13 protein-coding genes are annotated in these 15,007 nt (G+C 54.4%); 9 read left to right on the top strand and 4 right to left on the bottom strand.

Annotated features, from left to right (window positions below; genetic code table 11):
* Positions 1-123: 123 nt before the first annotated feature.
* Positions 124-1,023 carry an AraC family transcriptional regulator gene (locus tag R1T41_RS20615; RefSeq protein WP_317338938.1) on the top strand — a complete coding sequence of 300 codons (900 nt, stop codon included), beginning with the start codon at positions 124-126 and terminating at the stop codon, positions 1,021-1,023.
* Here the strand turns inward: R1T41_RS20615 and R1T41_RS20610 are convergent.
* Positions 1,011-1,940 (bottom strand): LysR family transcriptional regulator, encoded by a 930-nt coding sequence (locus R1T41_RS20610; protein WP_317338937.1) that lies wholly within the window; start codon positions 1,938-1,940, stop codon positions 1,011-1,013. The two genes, R1T41_RS20615 and R1T41_RS20610, sit on opposite strands and share 13 nt — an antisense overlap.
* 138 nt (positions 1,941-2,078) lie before the next feature.
* Between R1T41_RS20610 and R1T41_RS20605 the strand changes: the two genes are divergently transcribed.
* The 7 genes from R1T41_RS20605 (at position 2,079) to R1T41_RS20575 (ending at position 10,517) form a co-directional block, all read left to right on the top strand.
* The gene (locus R1T41_RS20605) at positions 2,079-3,041 is read left to right on the top strand and encodes a TAXI family TRAP transporter solute-binding subunit (protein WP_317338935.1); all 963 of its coding nucleotides are present in this window, start codon (positions 2,079-2,081) and stop codon (positions 3,039-3,041) included.
* Between the two features lie 36 nt (positions 3,042-3,077).
* Complete coding sequence (locus R1T41_RS20600; protein WP_317338934.1) at positions 3,078-4,943, top strand: TRAP transporter fused permease subunit; 1,866 nt, start codon at positions 3,078-3,080, stop codon at positions 4,941-4,943.
* The gene (locus tag R1T41_RS20595; protein ID WP_317338932.1) at positions 4,940-6,280 is read left to right on the top strand and encodes an acyclic terpene utilization AtuA family protein; all 1,341 of its coding nucleotides are present in this window, start codon (positions 4,940-4,942) and stop codon (positions 6,278-6,280) included. Before R1T41_RS20600 ends, R1T41_RS20595 begins: the two co-directional genes overlap by 4 nt.
* Complete coding sequence (locus R1T41_RS20590; RefSeq protein ID WP_317338931.1) at positions 6,280-6,585, top strand: hypothetical protein; 306 nt, start codon at positions 6,280-6,282, stop codon at positions 6,583-6,585. The genes R1T41_RS20595 and R1T41_RS20590 overlap by 1 nt, the downstream gene beginning before the upstream one ends.
* A 109-nt stretch (positions 6,586-6,694) precedes the next feature.
* Positions 6,695-7,597, top strand: coding sequence for a DMT family transporter (locus tag R1T41_RS20585; RefSeq protein ID WP_317338929.1), 903 nt, complete (start codon positions 6,695-6,697; stop codon positions 7,595-7,597).
* A 100-nt stretch (positions 7,598-7,697) separates the two neighbouring features.
* Complete coding sequence (locus R1T41_RS20580) at positions 7,698-9,467, top strand: tetratricopeptide repeat-containing sulfotransferase family protein (protein WP_317338928.1); 1,770 nt, start codon at positions 7,698-7,700, stop codon at positions 9,465-9,467.
* Between the two features lie 66 nt (positions 9,468-9,533).
* Positions 9,534-10,517 carry an adenosine deaminase gene (locus R1T41_RS20575; RefSeq protein ID WP_317338927.1) on the top strand — a complete coding sequence of 328 codons (984 nt, stop codon included), beginning with the start codon at positions 9,534-9,536 and terminating at the stop codon, positions 10,515-10,517.
* A 40-nt stretch (positions 10,518-10,557) separates the two neighbouring features.
* On the opposite strand, the gene R1T41_RS20570 is transcribed toward R1T41_RS20575, so the two are convergent.
* Positions 10,558-11,541 carry a phytanoyl-CoA dioxygenase family protein gene (locus tag R1T41_RS20570; protein ID WP_317338925.1) on the bottom strand — a complete coding sequence of 328 codons (984 nt, stop codon included), beginning with the start codon at positions 11,539-11,541 and terminating at the stop codon, positions 10,558-10,560.
* Positions 11,542-11,682: 141 nt separating this feature from the next.
* On the opposite strand from R1T41_RS20570, the gene R1T41_RS20565 reads away from it, so the two are divergent.
* Positions 11,683-12,621 carry an AraC family transcriptional regulator gene (locus R1T41_RS20565; protein WP_317338923.1) on the top strand — a complete coding sequence of 313 codons (939 nt, stop codon included), beginning with the start codon at positions 11,683-11,685 and terminating at the stop codon, positions 12,619-12,621.
* A gap of 16 nt (positions 12,622-12,637) precedes the next feature.
* Here the strand turns inward: R1T41_RS20565 and R1T41_RS20560 are convergent, their stop codons facing one another.
* Entirely contained in the window at positions 12,638-13,579 is a 942-nt protein-coding gene (locus R1T41_RS20560) for an alpha/beta hydrolase (RefSeq protein ID WP_317338921.1), read from the bottom strand.
* Positions 13,580-13,629: 50 nt separating this feature from the next.
* On the bottom strand, positions 13,630-14,934 hold the full coding sequence (locus R1T41_RS20555; protein ID WP_097052317.1) for an alpha/beta hydrolase: 1,305 nt from the start codon (positions 14,932-14,934) through the stop codon (positions 13,630-13,632).
* Positions 14,935-15,007: the final 73 nt, after the last annotated feature.

The following is a 15,007-nucleotide window of genomic DNA, read 5'->3' as shown; positions in this document are numbered from 1 at the left end:
AATCCGGCGAGGCGTTCGTGGTAAACGCCTCGCCGGATTTTTGTTTGTCCGGATTTCGGGTGCCGAAGGGCTTTGCGGAACTGCTGCAATCGCATATCGTGTGGCTCCTGAAAAGGAACAGAAATGCAAACAAGTTTTCGCCAGTACCGGTCTGAAGCCGCCAGTCACAGCCATGATGATTTTCACCAGATCATCATTGCCGATCTTGGCATGCTTGAGCTTGAGATAGAGGGGCGTGGCGGATGTGTTTCCGGTCGCAGACTGGCCTTTGTTCCCGCGGGCGATACCCATGCCTATCGGGCGGTGGGGATGAACCGGTTCCTTGTGCTTGATGTCGATACCGAAGTCGCGGCGCAGACTGGTCTTGAAAGGCTTTGGCATCAGGCGGGTGCATCGCCCTATCTTGAAGTCGTGGCGGGATATGCGGGACATTTGACCGGTCTTTTGCAGGGGCTTGAACAAAAGCGGGCGATATCGCGGATACGGCGCATCGCCCCTGACGGGCAGGGAAACCTTCAGCCGGAAAATCTGTCATTGCTGCATATGGCGGGGATTGCGACCTGCGAAAGTGCCTTTGCCGATGATGCCTTCATTTGCCAAACCTTGCGTGAGGTGCTTGGCCATTCGGCAGCCGCGCAGGGCCGCGATGCTGATTCCGGTCAGGGTATTCCGATGCGGTTGCAACGGTTGCTTGCCTGGATTGAGCTGCGCCTGTCTGAACCGATTGGGATTTCTGAAATGGCAATGATTACAGCGCAATCGGAAAGCGCGCTATTTGCCACCTTCCAGCGCCATCTGGGGACAACGCCGATGCGATGGCTTGGTGAACAAAGATTGCAGCGCGCCCATGCGATGCTTGGCGATCCTAAAAATACCATGACACTTGGCAATATCGCACGAGAGGTCGGCTTCACCGATCAAAGCGCGTTTTCACGTGCCTTTTCCCGGCGGTTTGGCCATGCACCGATTGCGCTTCGGCGCGGGGCGGCCACGGCAAGTGACGGTTCATCCTACCAGTCGTAATCATCGGGAATCTGCGATTTCAGATCGCTTCGCCGCACCAGCTCAAGGAAGGCCATCGCCGCCGGGGAAAGGGTGCGTCCGGATCGCCAGATCAGTCCAATATGTCGCAGTAGTTCCGGCTTTTCCAATGGCCGGAATATCAACGGTTCCCGCCCCAAAACCGGAAGGGTCAGCGCGGGCAGGGCTGTCACGCCCAAACCTTGTGAAACGAAGGCTCCGGCTGTGGCAAGATGGGACACCTCGAACCGGGGGCGGAAGGGAATGTTGTTTTGTGCGCAGGCTGCATCAATCAATGTGCGGACACTTGTGCCCGACGCCATGGCGACAATCGGCTCGGCAATCAGTTCTTCCCATGTGTAGGGACGTTTTTCATCAAGGATGCCGCCGGGCGCACCAACCGCAATGAACCGGTCCGTCAGCAGTTTTTGAAAGGACAGATTATCGGTTGCCTGAACCACCCCTGCGGTAAAACCAAGATCGGCCTGACCCATTTCGACTTCGCGGATCACACCGTCCGAAAGAACATCGTTGATCTGCACATCAATATCGGGATGAGCGTCCATGAAACTAGAAATCAGTGGCGGCAGCAAGCCGGCCGTAACGGATGGAAGACCGGCAATTGTCAGGCGTCCGCGTCGTGCGGCAAGATAGGAATCAAATTCAGATAGCGCATTTTCGGCCGTACCAAGCATCCGTTCGGCGAGATGACGAAAAACGCTGCCCTGTTGGGTCAGGGCGACATTGCGCGTATCGCGATCAAACAGGCGCGTGCCGGTGCGTTGTTCAAGTCGGCTGATTTGCCGGCTTAGTGCTGATCCCGAAAGGCCAAGTTTGTCTGCCGTTGCCCGAAAACTTCCGCTTTCGGACAAAAGAATGAAGGCCCGGATTTCATCCATGTCAATATTGATGCGTTTCATGCATTAATTATGTCATTTTAATCACTTCAGGCAACAAAAGTTATAGGGCAAGCTTTGGTATGGCTGACGGAAAACAAACTGAAAAATATCCGCAGTACAAAATGCCCCACGGGGCTTAGGGAGGAATATCCTATGAAAATGATGAAGATCGCTCTTGCCGGAGCGATGGCTATTGGCCTTTCGTTTCCGGCTTTCGCCCAGCAAAAGCTGCTGATTGGTTCGACCTCGGCATCGTCAAGCCACTATGGCTACTTCGTCGCTGTGGCAAAATTGATCAATGACAATGTTGCCGATATCGAGGCATCGGTTGTTGAGACCGGTGCCACAATGGATAATTTGCGTCGTATCGAACGCAAACAGATTGACCTTGGGCTTGTGACGACAAACGTTGCCCAGCATGCCGTTGCCGGAACCAACAAGTTTGAAGGTCATGCAATGGATCTGGGGCTTTTGTGGGTTTATACCGGTGCACCACAAAACGTGATCGTGCGCGATGATGCCGGTGTCGAAAGTCTTGCGGGTCTTGCCGATGTCCGCTTCAATCCGGGGATCAAGGGATCGGCAACCGAAAGCACAACCGAGGCGGTTTTCAATGCTCTTGGTCTGAGCGCGGATTACGTGCGCGGGTCGACGACGGATGTTGTCGACATGATCAAGGACAACCGTGTGGCGGGTTACGTAAAATCCGGTGCCGGTGAAAAGCTTGACAGTTCAACGATTGATATCGCGACCTTTACCCCCATTCGCGTGCTTGGCCTGACGGATGATCAGAAGGCAACCCTGATTGAAAAGATGCCGGATGTTTCCGTGGTTGATGTTCCGGCTGGTGCGGCGGATGGTGTTCCTGCCTACACGACCTGGAGCTTTGGCGTAGGTGTCGGTGCCGGTCCCAATCTGTCCGAAGAAACCGCTTATCAGATCGTTAAGGCGGCGATGGAAGACAAGGAAGTACAGGGGGCCGCGATGGCCAGTGTCAAGGGCGTTGATCTTGCGAAACTGACCTTGCAATACGCGACAATTCCGTTGCATCCGGGTGCTGCGAAATGGTTCCGTGAGCAGGGGATCGAAATCCCGGCACGGCTTGATCCGGCGAAGCAATAAGTCGCCTATATAAAAAGAATATCAGGGAAAATCGTCATGTTGGATCGCGTTCAAAGCGGGCTTGCACTGCTGGTTGGTGCCTTTGTTTTCTATACGGCAGCGACAGGACCATTTGAAAGTCTTATCCAGCGGGCGATTTTTCTTGCGCTGGTGGTTTGTCTGGGACTTGCCATCTATCCGTTGGGGCACGAACGGCCCTGGCGCAGACTGGGCATTTGCATCGATGTGCTGATTGCCGCGATTACCCTTTGCGCATGCAGCTATATCGTTGTGAATTACGATGAAATCATGACTTCCTTGCCGTGGGCGACGACGCTGGACATGGTTTTGACAGCAGGGCTTGTTCTGGCGGTTCTGGAAGTCGGTCGCCGTGCCGTGGGTATCATTTTCCCGGCACTGGTCGTGATTGGTCTGGCTTATGCACTACTGGGCGATAACCTTCCGGGCAGCCTTGGTCATCGCGGCTTTGACATGGCCTTTGTCACCGAAACCATTTTCCTTGGCGATCTTGGTGTTTGGGGCATGCTGACTGGGGTTGCGGCAACTGTTATTGCTGCCTTTGTACTGTTCGGGGCGCTTTTGCTGCATACCGGCGGCGGCCAAAGCTTTATGGACCTTGCCATGCGGTTGGGCGGTCGACAGGCGGGTGGTGCTGCGAAAATCGCAACCATTGCCAGCGGCCTGTTCGGGATGATTTCCGGATCGGCTGTTGCAAATGTTGCCACGACTGGCAACTTTACCATTCCGATGATGCGTCGGCTTGGTTATCCAGCACCGTTTGCCGCAGCCGTCGAAGCCGTGGCGTCGACGGGCGGACAGATTGCACCTCCGATCATGGGGGCGGCGGCCTTTGTGATGGCGGAAATTCTTGGCATTTCGTATGTCGATGTGATGGTCGCCGCGGTCATTCCGGCTTTGCTGTTTTATCTTTCTGTTTTTGTCACTGTGCATATTGTTTCGGTTCGGCGCAACCTGCGCCTCGTGCCGGAAGATGAATTACCGTCATGGTCCGAAATTCTGCAATTGCGCCGTGTTTTGCCGATTTTTGCCGCCCTTTTGGGCCTTGGGATCGGGATATTCATGGGGCGGTCGGTTGCGACGTCTGCCTTTTACGGAATTGGCGGATTGCTTGTGGCGTTTGTTGCCACATCCTATGGAGCCCTTTCGGTGAAAACCATGGCTCATCGCGTTCTGGCCGGGATTGCTGACGCCGGAAAAGGGATGGTGATCATTGGCGTGTTGCTTGCGGGGGCGCAAATTCTTGTTTCCATGATCAATCTGACCGGTATCGGAGTGACGCTAAGCTCGCTAATTGTCTCTTTTGCCGGGGATTTGACCGTTCTGGTGGCGATTGTCGCCGGGCTTGTCTGCATGGTGATGGGGATGGGGTTGCCGACCACAGCCGCATATGTGCTGGTGGCGGCGGTTCTTGCACCTGCGATGACTGCTGTCGGGGTTGAGCCGCTGACCGCACATTTGTTTGTGTTCTATTTTGCGACGATTTCAGTAATTACGCCGCCGGTTTGCGTTGCGGTATTTGTCGGGGCGGGAATTGCCGGGACAAACTGGCTGCCCGCGGCGATGGAGGCCGTGCGACTTGGCGCGATGACCTATGTCGTGCCCTTCATGTTGCTGATGTATCCGGGCATGACCGGCGGTGGTGGTGCATTATCGGTGCTTAATGCCCTTTTGTCCGGACTGGTTCTTGTGTTTGCGATCCCGGCTTTGTTGGGTGGGCAGCGTTTTTGGGGGCAGCTATGGCTTGATCGCGGTATGCTGGTTGTGGTCATCGTTCTCGCCCTTTGGCCCTTTGCCCTAGCCCCATTTATTGCTGCAGGTGTGCTTGCCACCGGGTTTTATTTTGGCAAAAAACAGCCTTCTGTTCCGGAGGTACCGCAATGAAAACCTTGCGGATCGGAACAGGTGCCGGTTTTGCCGGGGACAGGATAGAACCTGCGGTCGAACTGGTCAGGGACGGGGATCTCGATTACCTCGTATTTGAATGCCTGGCAGAACGTACCATTGCCCTTGCACAGCAGGCAAGAATGGGTAATCCGGATGCCGGATATGACCCGTTGCTGGAACGGCGCATGAGGGCGGTATTGCCGATTTGCCGGGAAAAGGGTGTTCGTATCATTTCCAATATGGGGGCGGCAAACCCGAATGCCGCGGCACAAAAGACCTTGGCGGTGGCGCGCGAACTTGGTCTTTCCGGCTTGCGTGTCGCGGCTGTGACCGGGGATGATGTTTTGTCCGTGCTTGACCCGGAAACATTCCATATCGACGATGCAGGCTGCTTGTTGGGGGCGTTTGATCGGAAACTGGTTTCTGCCAATGCCTATCTTGGTGCCGGACCTATTGTGGAGGCACTGGCAAGCGGGGCGGATGTCATCCTGACCGGGCGTGCGGCCGATCCTGCGATGTTTCTGGCACCCCAGATTTACGAGTTCGGCTGGGAAATGGATGACTGGACGCGGCTTGGACGCGGGACGCTGGTCGGGCATTTACTGGAATGCGGGGGGCAGATCACCGGCGGATACTTTGCCGATCCGGGCTTCAAGGATGTTCCGGATCTGGCCCGGCTTGGTTTTCCGTTAGCGGAAATTGACGCAAACGGTCAGGCGGTCATTACCAAGGTTAAAGGAACCGGTGGATGCGTTACTGCTGCAACCTGTAAGGAGCAGCTGCTTTACGAGGTTCACGATCCCGCCGCCTATCTTCAGCCTGATGTCATTGCCGATTTTTCCGGTGTGACAGTTTCGGAAATAGGTCCGGATCGTGTCGCGATTTCGGGCGGTGACGGCAAGCCAAGAACCGGCAAGCTTAAGGTTTCAATCGGCTATGTCGATTCCTGTATCGGTGAAGGGCAGATTTCATATGCCGGACCAGGTGCGTATGAACGCGGACATTTGGCGCTTGATATCCTGAAAGAACGCATTGGTCTTGCTGGTATCGACTGCCAGGAATTGCGAGGGGAACTGATTGGCGTTGATGCGGTGCTGGGCAGTGGTGCTGTGGACCAGCCTGATTGTGTGCCCGAAGTGCGCGTACGTTTTGTCGGGCGTACCAACAATATTTCCGACGCCGCGCGTATTGGTGAAGAAGTCGAAAGTCTTTACCTCAATGGCCCGGCGGCTGGTGGTGGAGTGACTAAATCGGCGCGTGAAATCATTGCAATTGTTTCCGGTCTTCTGCCCGAAAAAGCGGTCAAAACCACCGTCGAAATTTTGGAGGCCTGATGATGTTGTTACGCGATATCGCCCATTCCCGAACCGGTGATAAAGGCAATATTTCCAATATTTCCGTGATAGCCTACGACCCATCGCATTGGGAGCAGATATTGGAAAAAGTCACCGCAGATCGCGTCAAACAGCACTTTGCCGGGCTGGTTGCGGGTGAGGTGATCCGCTATGAGTTGCCCGCTATTCAGGCGCTGAACTTTGTCATGCATGATGCCCTTGGCGGTGGCGTTACAAGGTCGCTGTCGCTTGATCCGCATGGCAAATGCCTTAGTTCCCTGATGCTGACCTTGTCCGTTGAATAAGGGCGACATTCCCGCCCTGTGATCAATAAATCCGGAGTTTGAGCAAAGACGTTTTCCCAATGGGGTGCTTTCATTCCCCCGCGATTAGTTGAACTCCGGGATGGCGTCCATGACTTTGCTTGATCAACGTACGAAGGCCACCATGATTGGGGGCATTGCGATTGTGCTTTGGGCACTGTTGGCTTTGTTCACAACAGAAGTCGGCTCCATCCCGCCTTTTCAACTGGTCAGTCTTTGTTTTTCCGTTGCGGCAATTTTCAGTTTCATCTGGATTGCGCGCGGTGGTTTTTCGGCCTTCGGGGCATTAAGACAGCCGATTGGTGCCTGGGTACTGGGTGTCGGTGGGCTGTTTGGCTATCATTTTTTCTATTTCGTTGCCCTAGCCAATGCGCCTGCGGTTGAAGCCAGTCTGATTGCCTATCTCTGGCCGCTTTTCATTGTGCTGCTTTCGGCCCTTTTGCCGGGCGAAAGATTGCATTGGTATCACATTGCCGGGGCGGTTCTTGGACTTTGCGGGGCTGCGGTTCTGGTGACCAAAGGGCAGGGCTTTGATTTTGATCCGGCCTATGGCGTTGGCTATGGGGCGGCGATGATTTGCTCCATCCTGTGGTCGGGCTATTCGGTGCTTAACCGGCGTTATCGCAATGTTCCGGTCGAAGCCGTTTGCGGTTTTTGCGCCGGGGCGGCGGTGCTGGGGTTCATAACGCATGGCGTGACTGAAATCTGGGTCATGCCTGATACCGGGCAGTGGCTTGCGATTGTCGGACTTGGGCTTGGCCCGGTCGGGGCTGCGTTTTTTGTCTGGGATTACGGGACCAAGCACGGCGACATACAGGCGCTTGGCGTTGCGTCCTATGGTGCGCCGCTGCTCAGCACGATTTTATTGATTGCCTTTGGCAAGGCCGATGCTAGTCCGGCGGTGATTGCCGGCTGCTTTTTGATCGTCGGTGGTGCGCTTTTGGCGTCGATCAGAATGTTTCGTCGCACAGTTACGACATCGTCCCGAACCTGAATTTGTTGACTGAATGTTCTGTTTCCAAATTGTCTCTATGTTGTGCAATATAAGTGACTTCAACTCATTTATATCGCGCTTTTAGTTTGGGGATGTCCTGATGGCTCAGGTACAAAAAGATATTGCGGCCGAAATGAAAAAAGCCATGTCGGCAGGTCAATTCGACAAGGCTGCATTTATTGGCGCAAAGCTTGTACGTACCTACCCCAAACGGACCGAAATCCATATTATGACGGCGGTTGCAGAAATGCAGGGATCGCATTTTGCGCGGGGAGGTCAAAGGTTGCGACACCTGTTTCGTAGTCTGGAACCCGGTGATCGCTATTTCGGGCCGGTAGCGCAGAATTTGTTGCATTTCTCTGATCGTTCTGGTGACTTTAAGGCGTCAATCGAGATTGTCGAACAGAAGCATCGGAATGCACCCAAGGACCCGGCCTATAGGGAAATTCTGGCTGATCTTCTTTTCCGTCAGGAAATAATGCGGTTCGGTTCAGGACGTAGTGTTTCTACCAGTATTGACCGTGCAATCGGGCTTCTGGAAGGGATTGCGCACGGGTATCCGAGATTGCCCGAGGTTCAAAGGCTGCTGCTTCGTGTTTACATGCATTGCGAGATGACCCAAAAGGCTCTTGGTCTGCTTGACAAGCTGATTGCAGATGCGCCAGGTGACAAAGGGTTACGGATATTTCAGGCATCTGTTCTTGCCCTTTCGGGGATGGTGGACCGTGCAATAACTGCATGCATCAGGCTTATCGATGATTATAACGATGTTGGTGCACAACCCTATCTGCATATTGCTTTTTTGCGTCCGGAAGCCATGCCGACCGGGGCAACCGATACATTGTCAAAGATCGCATTTTCGGATGACGCCCCCGCGCGTGAGGTTTATCAGGCATGCTTTGCGTTGGCACGTATGGCCGAGGCCGAAAACAATATGGAAACCGCCTTTGACTGGTATCGCCGCGGGCATGTGGCAAACCGCCAGGTATCTCCGATTGATATGCCACTGGAACTGGCTGAAATGGAGCGCATCGGTGAATTGGTGAAGGCCGAAGCCAAGTGGGAGGATGGAGAGGGGGGCATATCCGCAGTCACAATGGCGGAAACTGGTCCTAGGCCGATCTTTATCGTTGGTCTGCCACGTTCGGGAACGACACTTAGCGAGCGTATATTGGGAGCCCATCCCGATGTTTTCGCAGCAGGAGAGATTGCCGATTTTTCCAAGATCGTTGTCGATGTCACGGGAACGGGTAAAATCTCGGAGCAGATGGAACGCCTTGATGGCAAAATGATTGGCGAGATTCGCAAACGTTATCTTGCGGCACTGAATGCCTATGATCCGAACGTGAGATTTGTAACCAACAAGACACCAGCCAATTTCCTGCGGGTCGGTTTGATCCGGCGGGTATTCCCTGAAGCGCCAATATTACATACCCATCGCCATCCGCTGGCGACCTGCCTGTCGCTTTATACCACGCCCTTTGCCATCCCGATGCGCTACGCCGATGATCTTGGTGATCTGGCGGATTATTACCGTGCTTATGAAAAACTGATGTCTGTTCTGTTTGAAACTGACAGGAACGGAACATTGTTCGATCTGCCTTACGAAGACCTCGTGGCTGAACCGGAGCAGGTGACGCGTGACTATCTAGCGCATTGCGGACTGGATTGGCGGCCGGAATGTCTTGAATTCTATCGCGAGGAAAAGGCAGCCCGCACTGCCAGCATGACCCAAGTGCGCCGTCCAATCAATCGGGATGCAGTCGGTAAATGGCAGCGATTTTCTCGCTATATCGGGCCGCTTGCGGACTTGGCAGTGGATGATAAATCGGTCGGGAAAAAATCACAGGGAAGAACGGTTGTGGCGTGACCGGCTAACCTGTTCAGGTTAGAACTGGATCAGGAAAGAAAATAAAAAGATCTGGAGCGCCCATAAATGACACAGCATATCCCCAAAGCCGAATTGCATCTGCATATGGAAGGCGCGTTGACGCCGGCACTGGTGCGGAAATTTGCCACCCGGAATGCAATCATCCTTCCGGACGGGATTTATGACGATCAGGATCGATATATCTGGTCGAATTTTCCTGAATTCCTGATGAGTTTTGACAAGGCGAGTGCGGCCATTCGCACTGGCAAGGATTATGCCGATCTGACCCACTGGTACCTGACAGAACAGGCCAAAGCCGGTACACTTTATGTCGAAATCTTCTGTTCGCCGTCGCATGCGCAGGAATGCGGGATTTCATTTGACGATCATTTGAACGGCGTTGCCGAGGGCATCGACAGAGCCGAGAAGGAAACCGGGATTGTTGGTCGGATCATCATGACCTGCGTACGCCATATCGGCCCGGAAAAGGCAGTCGGTGTGGCGACTGAGAGCGTTGCCTGCGGTCATCCCTATATTGTCGGGTTTGGCATGGGCGGGAATGAAAGCATGTTCTCGCAGGAAGCGTTTTATCCGGCCTTTAAAATTGCCGCCGACGCCGGGCTTGGCTGTACGACCCACGCAGGCGAGGTCGAAGGTCCGCAAAGTGTCTGGGATGCGATCGACAAATTGCCGGTCACCCGTATAGGACATGGCGTGCGATCCATTGAAGATCCAAAACTGGTCGAACAACTGGTAAAGCGCGGCATCGTTTTGGAAGTGTGCCCGGGTTCGAACATTTCCCTGTCGGTCTATCCTGATTACGCGTCCCATCCGTTGCGCAGGCTTTACGATGCCGGGGTCAAGGTGACGCTGGGTTCCGACGATCCGCCATTTTTCCATACAACACTGGCCGAAGAATATCAGCGGGCCAAAGACGTGTTCGGCTTTAGCGTGGAAGAACTTCGGGGGGTGACACGTACGGCCCTTGAAGCAGCGTTTGTCGATGTGGAGACAAAAGCCGCACTCATCGCGAAACTTGACGCCAACTGATGCAAAAACGCCCCGGATATCCGGGGCGTTTTTTGTTCTGTTACCAAGGCGTTTTGCCAAGAAGCTTTTCCCCAAGCGGGGTCAGTTTTGCGCGATCATAGCGTGTCTGTTCCCAATTGCGCGGGTCGCCGGGGAAGGCGTGGCCGCGGGCTGGCAGGCGTTCGGACCAGCTTTTGGTCCGCCAATCGACAAGTTCCTGTTCTTCCGGTGTTGCCGGAGCCATCGAAATATACTGCGCAATGCGTGTCTGGTTAGACCGGTTGGCACGGATGCCATGTGCCAGCAGACTGTTGAAAATCAGAAGGTCACCGGCCTGCATCGGGATGCGTTTGGGTTCATAGGGAATATTGGCAATGTCCGGACGGAACGGATCGCGATCCTTTGGTGCGGTGGCAAGCCAATCGGCAAAATTGGCAAACAGGTCGGGCACGCACTGGAAACCGCCCATATCATCATTGGTATCGACCAGCGATAAAACCCCCTGCACATTGATTGGCAACGGATCCTGACTGGTATCGGCGTCCCAGTGAATGAAGCCGTCAAAGGCACGCGCGCCGACATTGGGGGTATTAAGATTGGCGCGATCGATCGATACCCAAAGATCAGTGCGATCCCAGATATCGACAAAGGCATCATAAACCCGCGGTGTCTGACGGTTATCCCACATGCTTTGATGGTGATAGGCTTCGACCATGCCGGAATTGTTCAGTTCAGTCATGGCATGATCGCGCATTTGCGGGCGGGACCAGCTTGCCGGATCATTCTGGTCCATTTCCTGAAATTCCCAAAGGAAATCGACAGTGGCCTTGATCTGTTCCTGCGGAACGGCATTTTTTACAACAACATAGCCATAGGTCTGCCAGTGTTTGAAATCAGCATCCGACAGTACGCGCAGCGGCAGCGTTTTTTCAAGGTCACGCAATTGCGTACCGGTGACTTCCTTGACCGAGGCATTGCCAGGTCTGTTTGCATTCGAGCCCATTGGGGCCATCGTTGCCATGGTCGCGTTTGCCAGCATGCTCATGATTGTTTCCTCCCGCATGGTTCATGATGTTGGAACCATTCTAGGGGGCGGCAATGACTAAGCCCACTGACAGGGCGGACATAATCTGATACTATTTGGCCAAGTTAATCGATTGAGATAGCCGTATAAGCGGGCACTTGAATGAAGCTTCTGTTCGAACATGTGAAAATTGCACCGGACCGGTCATGGCGTGGCTTGCATCGGAACCTGCGTGCGATCCCGTTCGAGTGGCATTTCCATCCGGAATATGAACTGACCCTGACGCTTGGAAGTGAGGGGCAACGCTATGTCGGGGATCATATCGGTTCTTACGGTGACGATGATCTGGTGTTGCTGGGCCCGAACCTGCCACATACATGGCATTCGGACAATGCCGCCCCGCCCGCAGCCGGGAAAATCGACATGGGGGCCTATGATCTTGATTTGCAGGCAAAGCCGGGCGAACGGCCACATCAGGCCTTTGTGTTCTGGTTTACGGCCGATTGGATCAATAATGTTTGTGCAACGATGCCGGAATTTGCGCGTTTGCGACCTGCCCTGACAGATGCGAGGCGGGGGGTGAAGTTCGATGCCCTGACCGCGCGAAAGGTTGCAGCCTTTACGCCCCGGTTTGATGCCGGCGATCCGGCCGACCGCTTATTGTTGCTGATAGAGGTATTACGGGTTTTGCTGGATGCGCGGGAACGGATACCGCTGGCGTCTGAGCGGTTTGATGCAACGGTGCCCGATTATCACGAGGCAACCCGGCTTGGCCGGGTTCTGGATATTTTGCATTCGCACTATGTTGAGCAGATTGGCAGCGCCGAAATAGCCCATCAGACCGGCATGAGCGAACGGACACTGCGCCGGTTTTTTAAACGCCATACAGGATCAAGCGTTCAGGATTATCTGATGGGGTTGCGGCTCGGGCGGGCGGTATCGCTGCTGCTGTCTTCGGACCTTCCGATCTATCGGGTGGCGGAGGAAGCCGGTTTCCAGAACCTGTCGCATTTCAATCGGCAATTTTCCCGTCATCGTGGCATGCCGCCGAGCCGGTTTCGGCGGGACCGGTTTGAAAAGGGGATATTGCAGGCGGTATGAGGACGAACATTACCTATCAGAAACCGGGCAGGGTCCAGTTGTGGTGGTGATTTGCCAGATGCTGGTCGAACGCCTGCCAGAAAAGGGTGCGGAAATGATCGCTTTCCTGAAGGATTTCGTGGCGGGATTCAGGGATTTCGACCATGGTGACGGATGGATGATCACCAAACAGTTCCTGTGTGGCGCGGTTGCTGACCACCTGATCGTTTCCTGATAGGACCATTGTAATCGGGGGCAGGGGGGCAGCCGCAAAATCATTCTCAGGCACCACGCGACGTGACAATTCCGCCTGAGCCCGGAAGCAGGCATCAAGCCAACCTGCTGATACCCCGCCAACCACCAGATCGGGATTGTCCTGCAAACAGGTGACGTTGCGTTCATAGCGCGCACGATCCGATGTCAGCAGATTGTCATCGGCAAAGGGGTGTAATGGCGAAAGCAGCTTTTGCCCCGGCAGGAACTGTTTATTGAACCCGTATCGGCAAAGGCCGGCTGACAGAAACTGTGCAGCAAGCGCAATCCAGTCCGGACCGCCAAGCCCGAAGAACGGGGCAATCATGACGGCACTGCCAAACAGGTCCGGTTTTTCAAGCAACATATGCATACCGACCAACCCACCGGTCGAATGAGTTAGAAGCAGATCACAGCGGGTATTGTGCTGATTGGCCAGATGCCGGAGCACATCATGGGTGTCTTCGACATAATGTCCGACATCACCAACATAACCCATATGGCTTTCCGTCACTTCGCGGGTCGATCCGCCCTGACCGCGAAAATCAAATGTGACGCATCCAAGCCCGCGTTCGGCAAGTTCGCGCGCAGTTTCATCATATCGTTCGATAAATTCACCGCGTCCCTGAAGGATCAGGACATTACCAAGGGCATTTTCGGGGGAATACAGGGCATAACGCAATGTCAGGCCGCTTTGTCCGGTAAAACGATCAATGGCAAATGTCATGTCTTCGCGAGCTTCTTATCCGGTGGTCGGAGGGCGATCAGCATTGTTCATCAATTTGCGGTCTTTCCGGGGACTTCCAGTGACACTTCAATGAAATGGGTCATCTTATCAAGCATGCTGACGAAGTCCGGGTTGAAGGTGCCGCGTCGCAGGCTGCCCGGTGATGCGGATTCCGCCAGATTGAGTTCGCCGTAAACGGCATCGCTGCTGGTTTGGCATTTGCTGTTGGGGCTTTGTTCGTCGTAATGATCGCAACGACGGATGACGCCATCCATGCCGTAATGTGGATTTTCAGGGCGCATGGTAATCGCGGTATGGGCGTGGTTCAGGGTACGCCAGTCCGGATCGGCAGATTTGACAATGTCGACACCGTCGCACAACGGATGTTCGTCAATCAGGTGTTCTTCGCCCTGATACCAGATCAGGCGTTTGTTGTTGTTTGTCACCTTGCTGCAGAAGAAATTTGCGGCCAGTAAGGGATCAACTGTTCGGTCATCTGAACTGACGACCATGAAGACGGGAATATCGAACGCATCCATGGTGCCATTGCGATAGGGTTCTGTCAGGAGGTGGAACTCGGCGGCAGCATTCATTGCCATCGAGCCGTATTTGGCGGCATCGCTATTTTCACCCTGTCCAACCCAGCTTTGGACATAACGGGCATAGGGTGTCAGCCAAGCCTGATCGCTTTTGGCCGAAAAACCGGGAGATAGCAAAACCATTGCCGTCATGCGCGGATCGCGGCGGCGAGCATCAAATTCCCGTCCGATCAGGGCTGCCCCCATCGAATAGCCGATGGTGATGATATGATCGGTACCATCGGTGAAGCCATCCATGCCGTAGCGAACCGTTTCGATCCATTCCTCGTAGGTTACGTCCAAAAGATCACCTGGCACGGTGCCATGCCCCGGAAGCAGGACGCCATGGAAGGTTGCGCATGGGAATTTGGATGTTAGCGTATCGCGGATATCGGTCATTAGAAACGGACTGTCTGTCAGGCCGTGCACCATCAGGAACCCAACATCCCTGCCGTGTGCCGTATCGTTTCCGGCGGCATCGCAGGCAGCCTTGTCCGGACCTGTGGCAAAGGGGGCTCGCATTGCGACCACCTGATCGAGGTTGTATTGACCAAATGGGGCGGCTTCCTGATCAAAGCGTTTGGATTTCAGGGCCGAGCGAAGCTGTTCGCTGGTTTTTTTGACGTAATCGTCAAACGGTTCATTCGTCGCTGGTGCGGCGATGGCAAGACCGGATGGATCATGTTGCGGATCTTCAAAAAAGCATCCCGAAAGTGCGAGGGTCGCCGGAAGGGTAACCGCGACAAGTGTCGAACGCACAAAGCCGTTTACGGACATGGGATGCTTCCTTCCATCATTTCTGTTTGCAGGCTTGTCCGATAAACTCTAACTCAGGCTGGATTATGACGCG

The sequence above is a fragment of the Thalassospira lucentensis genome, from assembly GCF_032921865.1.
Lineage (GTDB): Bacteria > Pseudomonadota > Alphaproteobacteria > Rhodospirillales > Thalassospiraceae > Thalassospira > Thalassospira lucentensis_A.
The sequence above is the reverse complement of the archived record's forward strand: the minus strand, read 5'-3'. Positions and strand labels throughout refer to the sequence as shown.

Bases quoted from the DNA above. Each gene is read 5' to 3' on its own strand.
- R1T41_RS20615 (WP_317338938.1), top strand. From the start codon at position 124: ATGCAAACAAGTTTTCGCCAGTACCGGTCTGAAGCCGCCAGTCACAGC.
- R1T41_RS20610 (WP_317338937.1), bottom strand. From the start codon at position 1,940: ATGAAACGCATCAATATTGACATGGATGAAATCCGGGCCTTCATTCTT.
- R1T41_RS20605 (WP_317338935.1), top strand. From the start codon at position 2,079: ATGATGAAGATCGCTCTTGCCGGAGCGATGGCTATTGGCCTTTCGTTT.
- R1T41_RS20600 (WP_317338934.1), top strand. From the start codon at position 3,078: ATGTTGGATCGCGTTCAAAGCGGGCTTGCACTGCTGGTTGGTGCCTTT.
- R1T41_RS20595 (WP_317338932.1), top strand. From the start codon at position 4,940: ATGAAAACCTTGCGGATCGGAACAGGTGCCGGTTTTGCCGGGGACAGG.
- R1T41_RS20590 (WP_317338931.1), top strand. From the start codon at position 6,280: ATGATGTTGTTACGCGATATCGCCCATTCCCGAACCGGTGATAAAGGC.
- R1T41_RS20585 (WP_317338929.1), top strand. From the start codon at position 6,695: ATGACTTTGCTTGATCAACGTACGAAGGCCACCATGATTGGGGGCATT.
- R1T41_RS20580 (WP_317338928.1), top strand. From the start codon at position 7,698: ATGGCTCAGGTACAAAAAGATATTGCGGCCGAAATGAAAAAAGCCATG.
- R1T41_RS20575 (WP_317338927.1), top strand. From the start codon at position 9,534: ATGACACAGCATATCCCCAAAGCCGAATTGCATCTGCATATGGAAGGC.
- R1T41_RS20570 (WP_317338925.1), bottom strand. From the start codon at position 11,541: ATGAGCATGCTGGCAAACGCGACCATGGCAACGATGGCCCCAATGGGC.
- R1T41_RS20565 (WP_317338923.1), top strand. From the start codon at position 11,683: ATGAAGCTTCTGTTCGAACATGTGAAAATTGCACCGGACCGGTCATGG.
- R1T41_RS20560 (WP_317338921.1), bottom strand. From the start codon at position 13,579: ATGACATTTGCCATTGATCGTTTTACCGGACAAAGCGGCCTGACATTG.
- R1T41_RS20555 (WP_097052317.1), bottom strand. From the start codon at position 14,934: ATGTCCGTAAACGGCTTTGTGCGTTCGACACTTGTCGCGGTTACCCTT.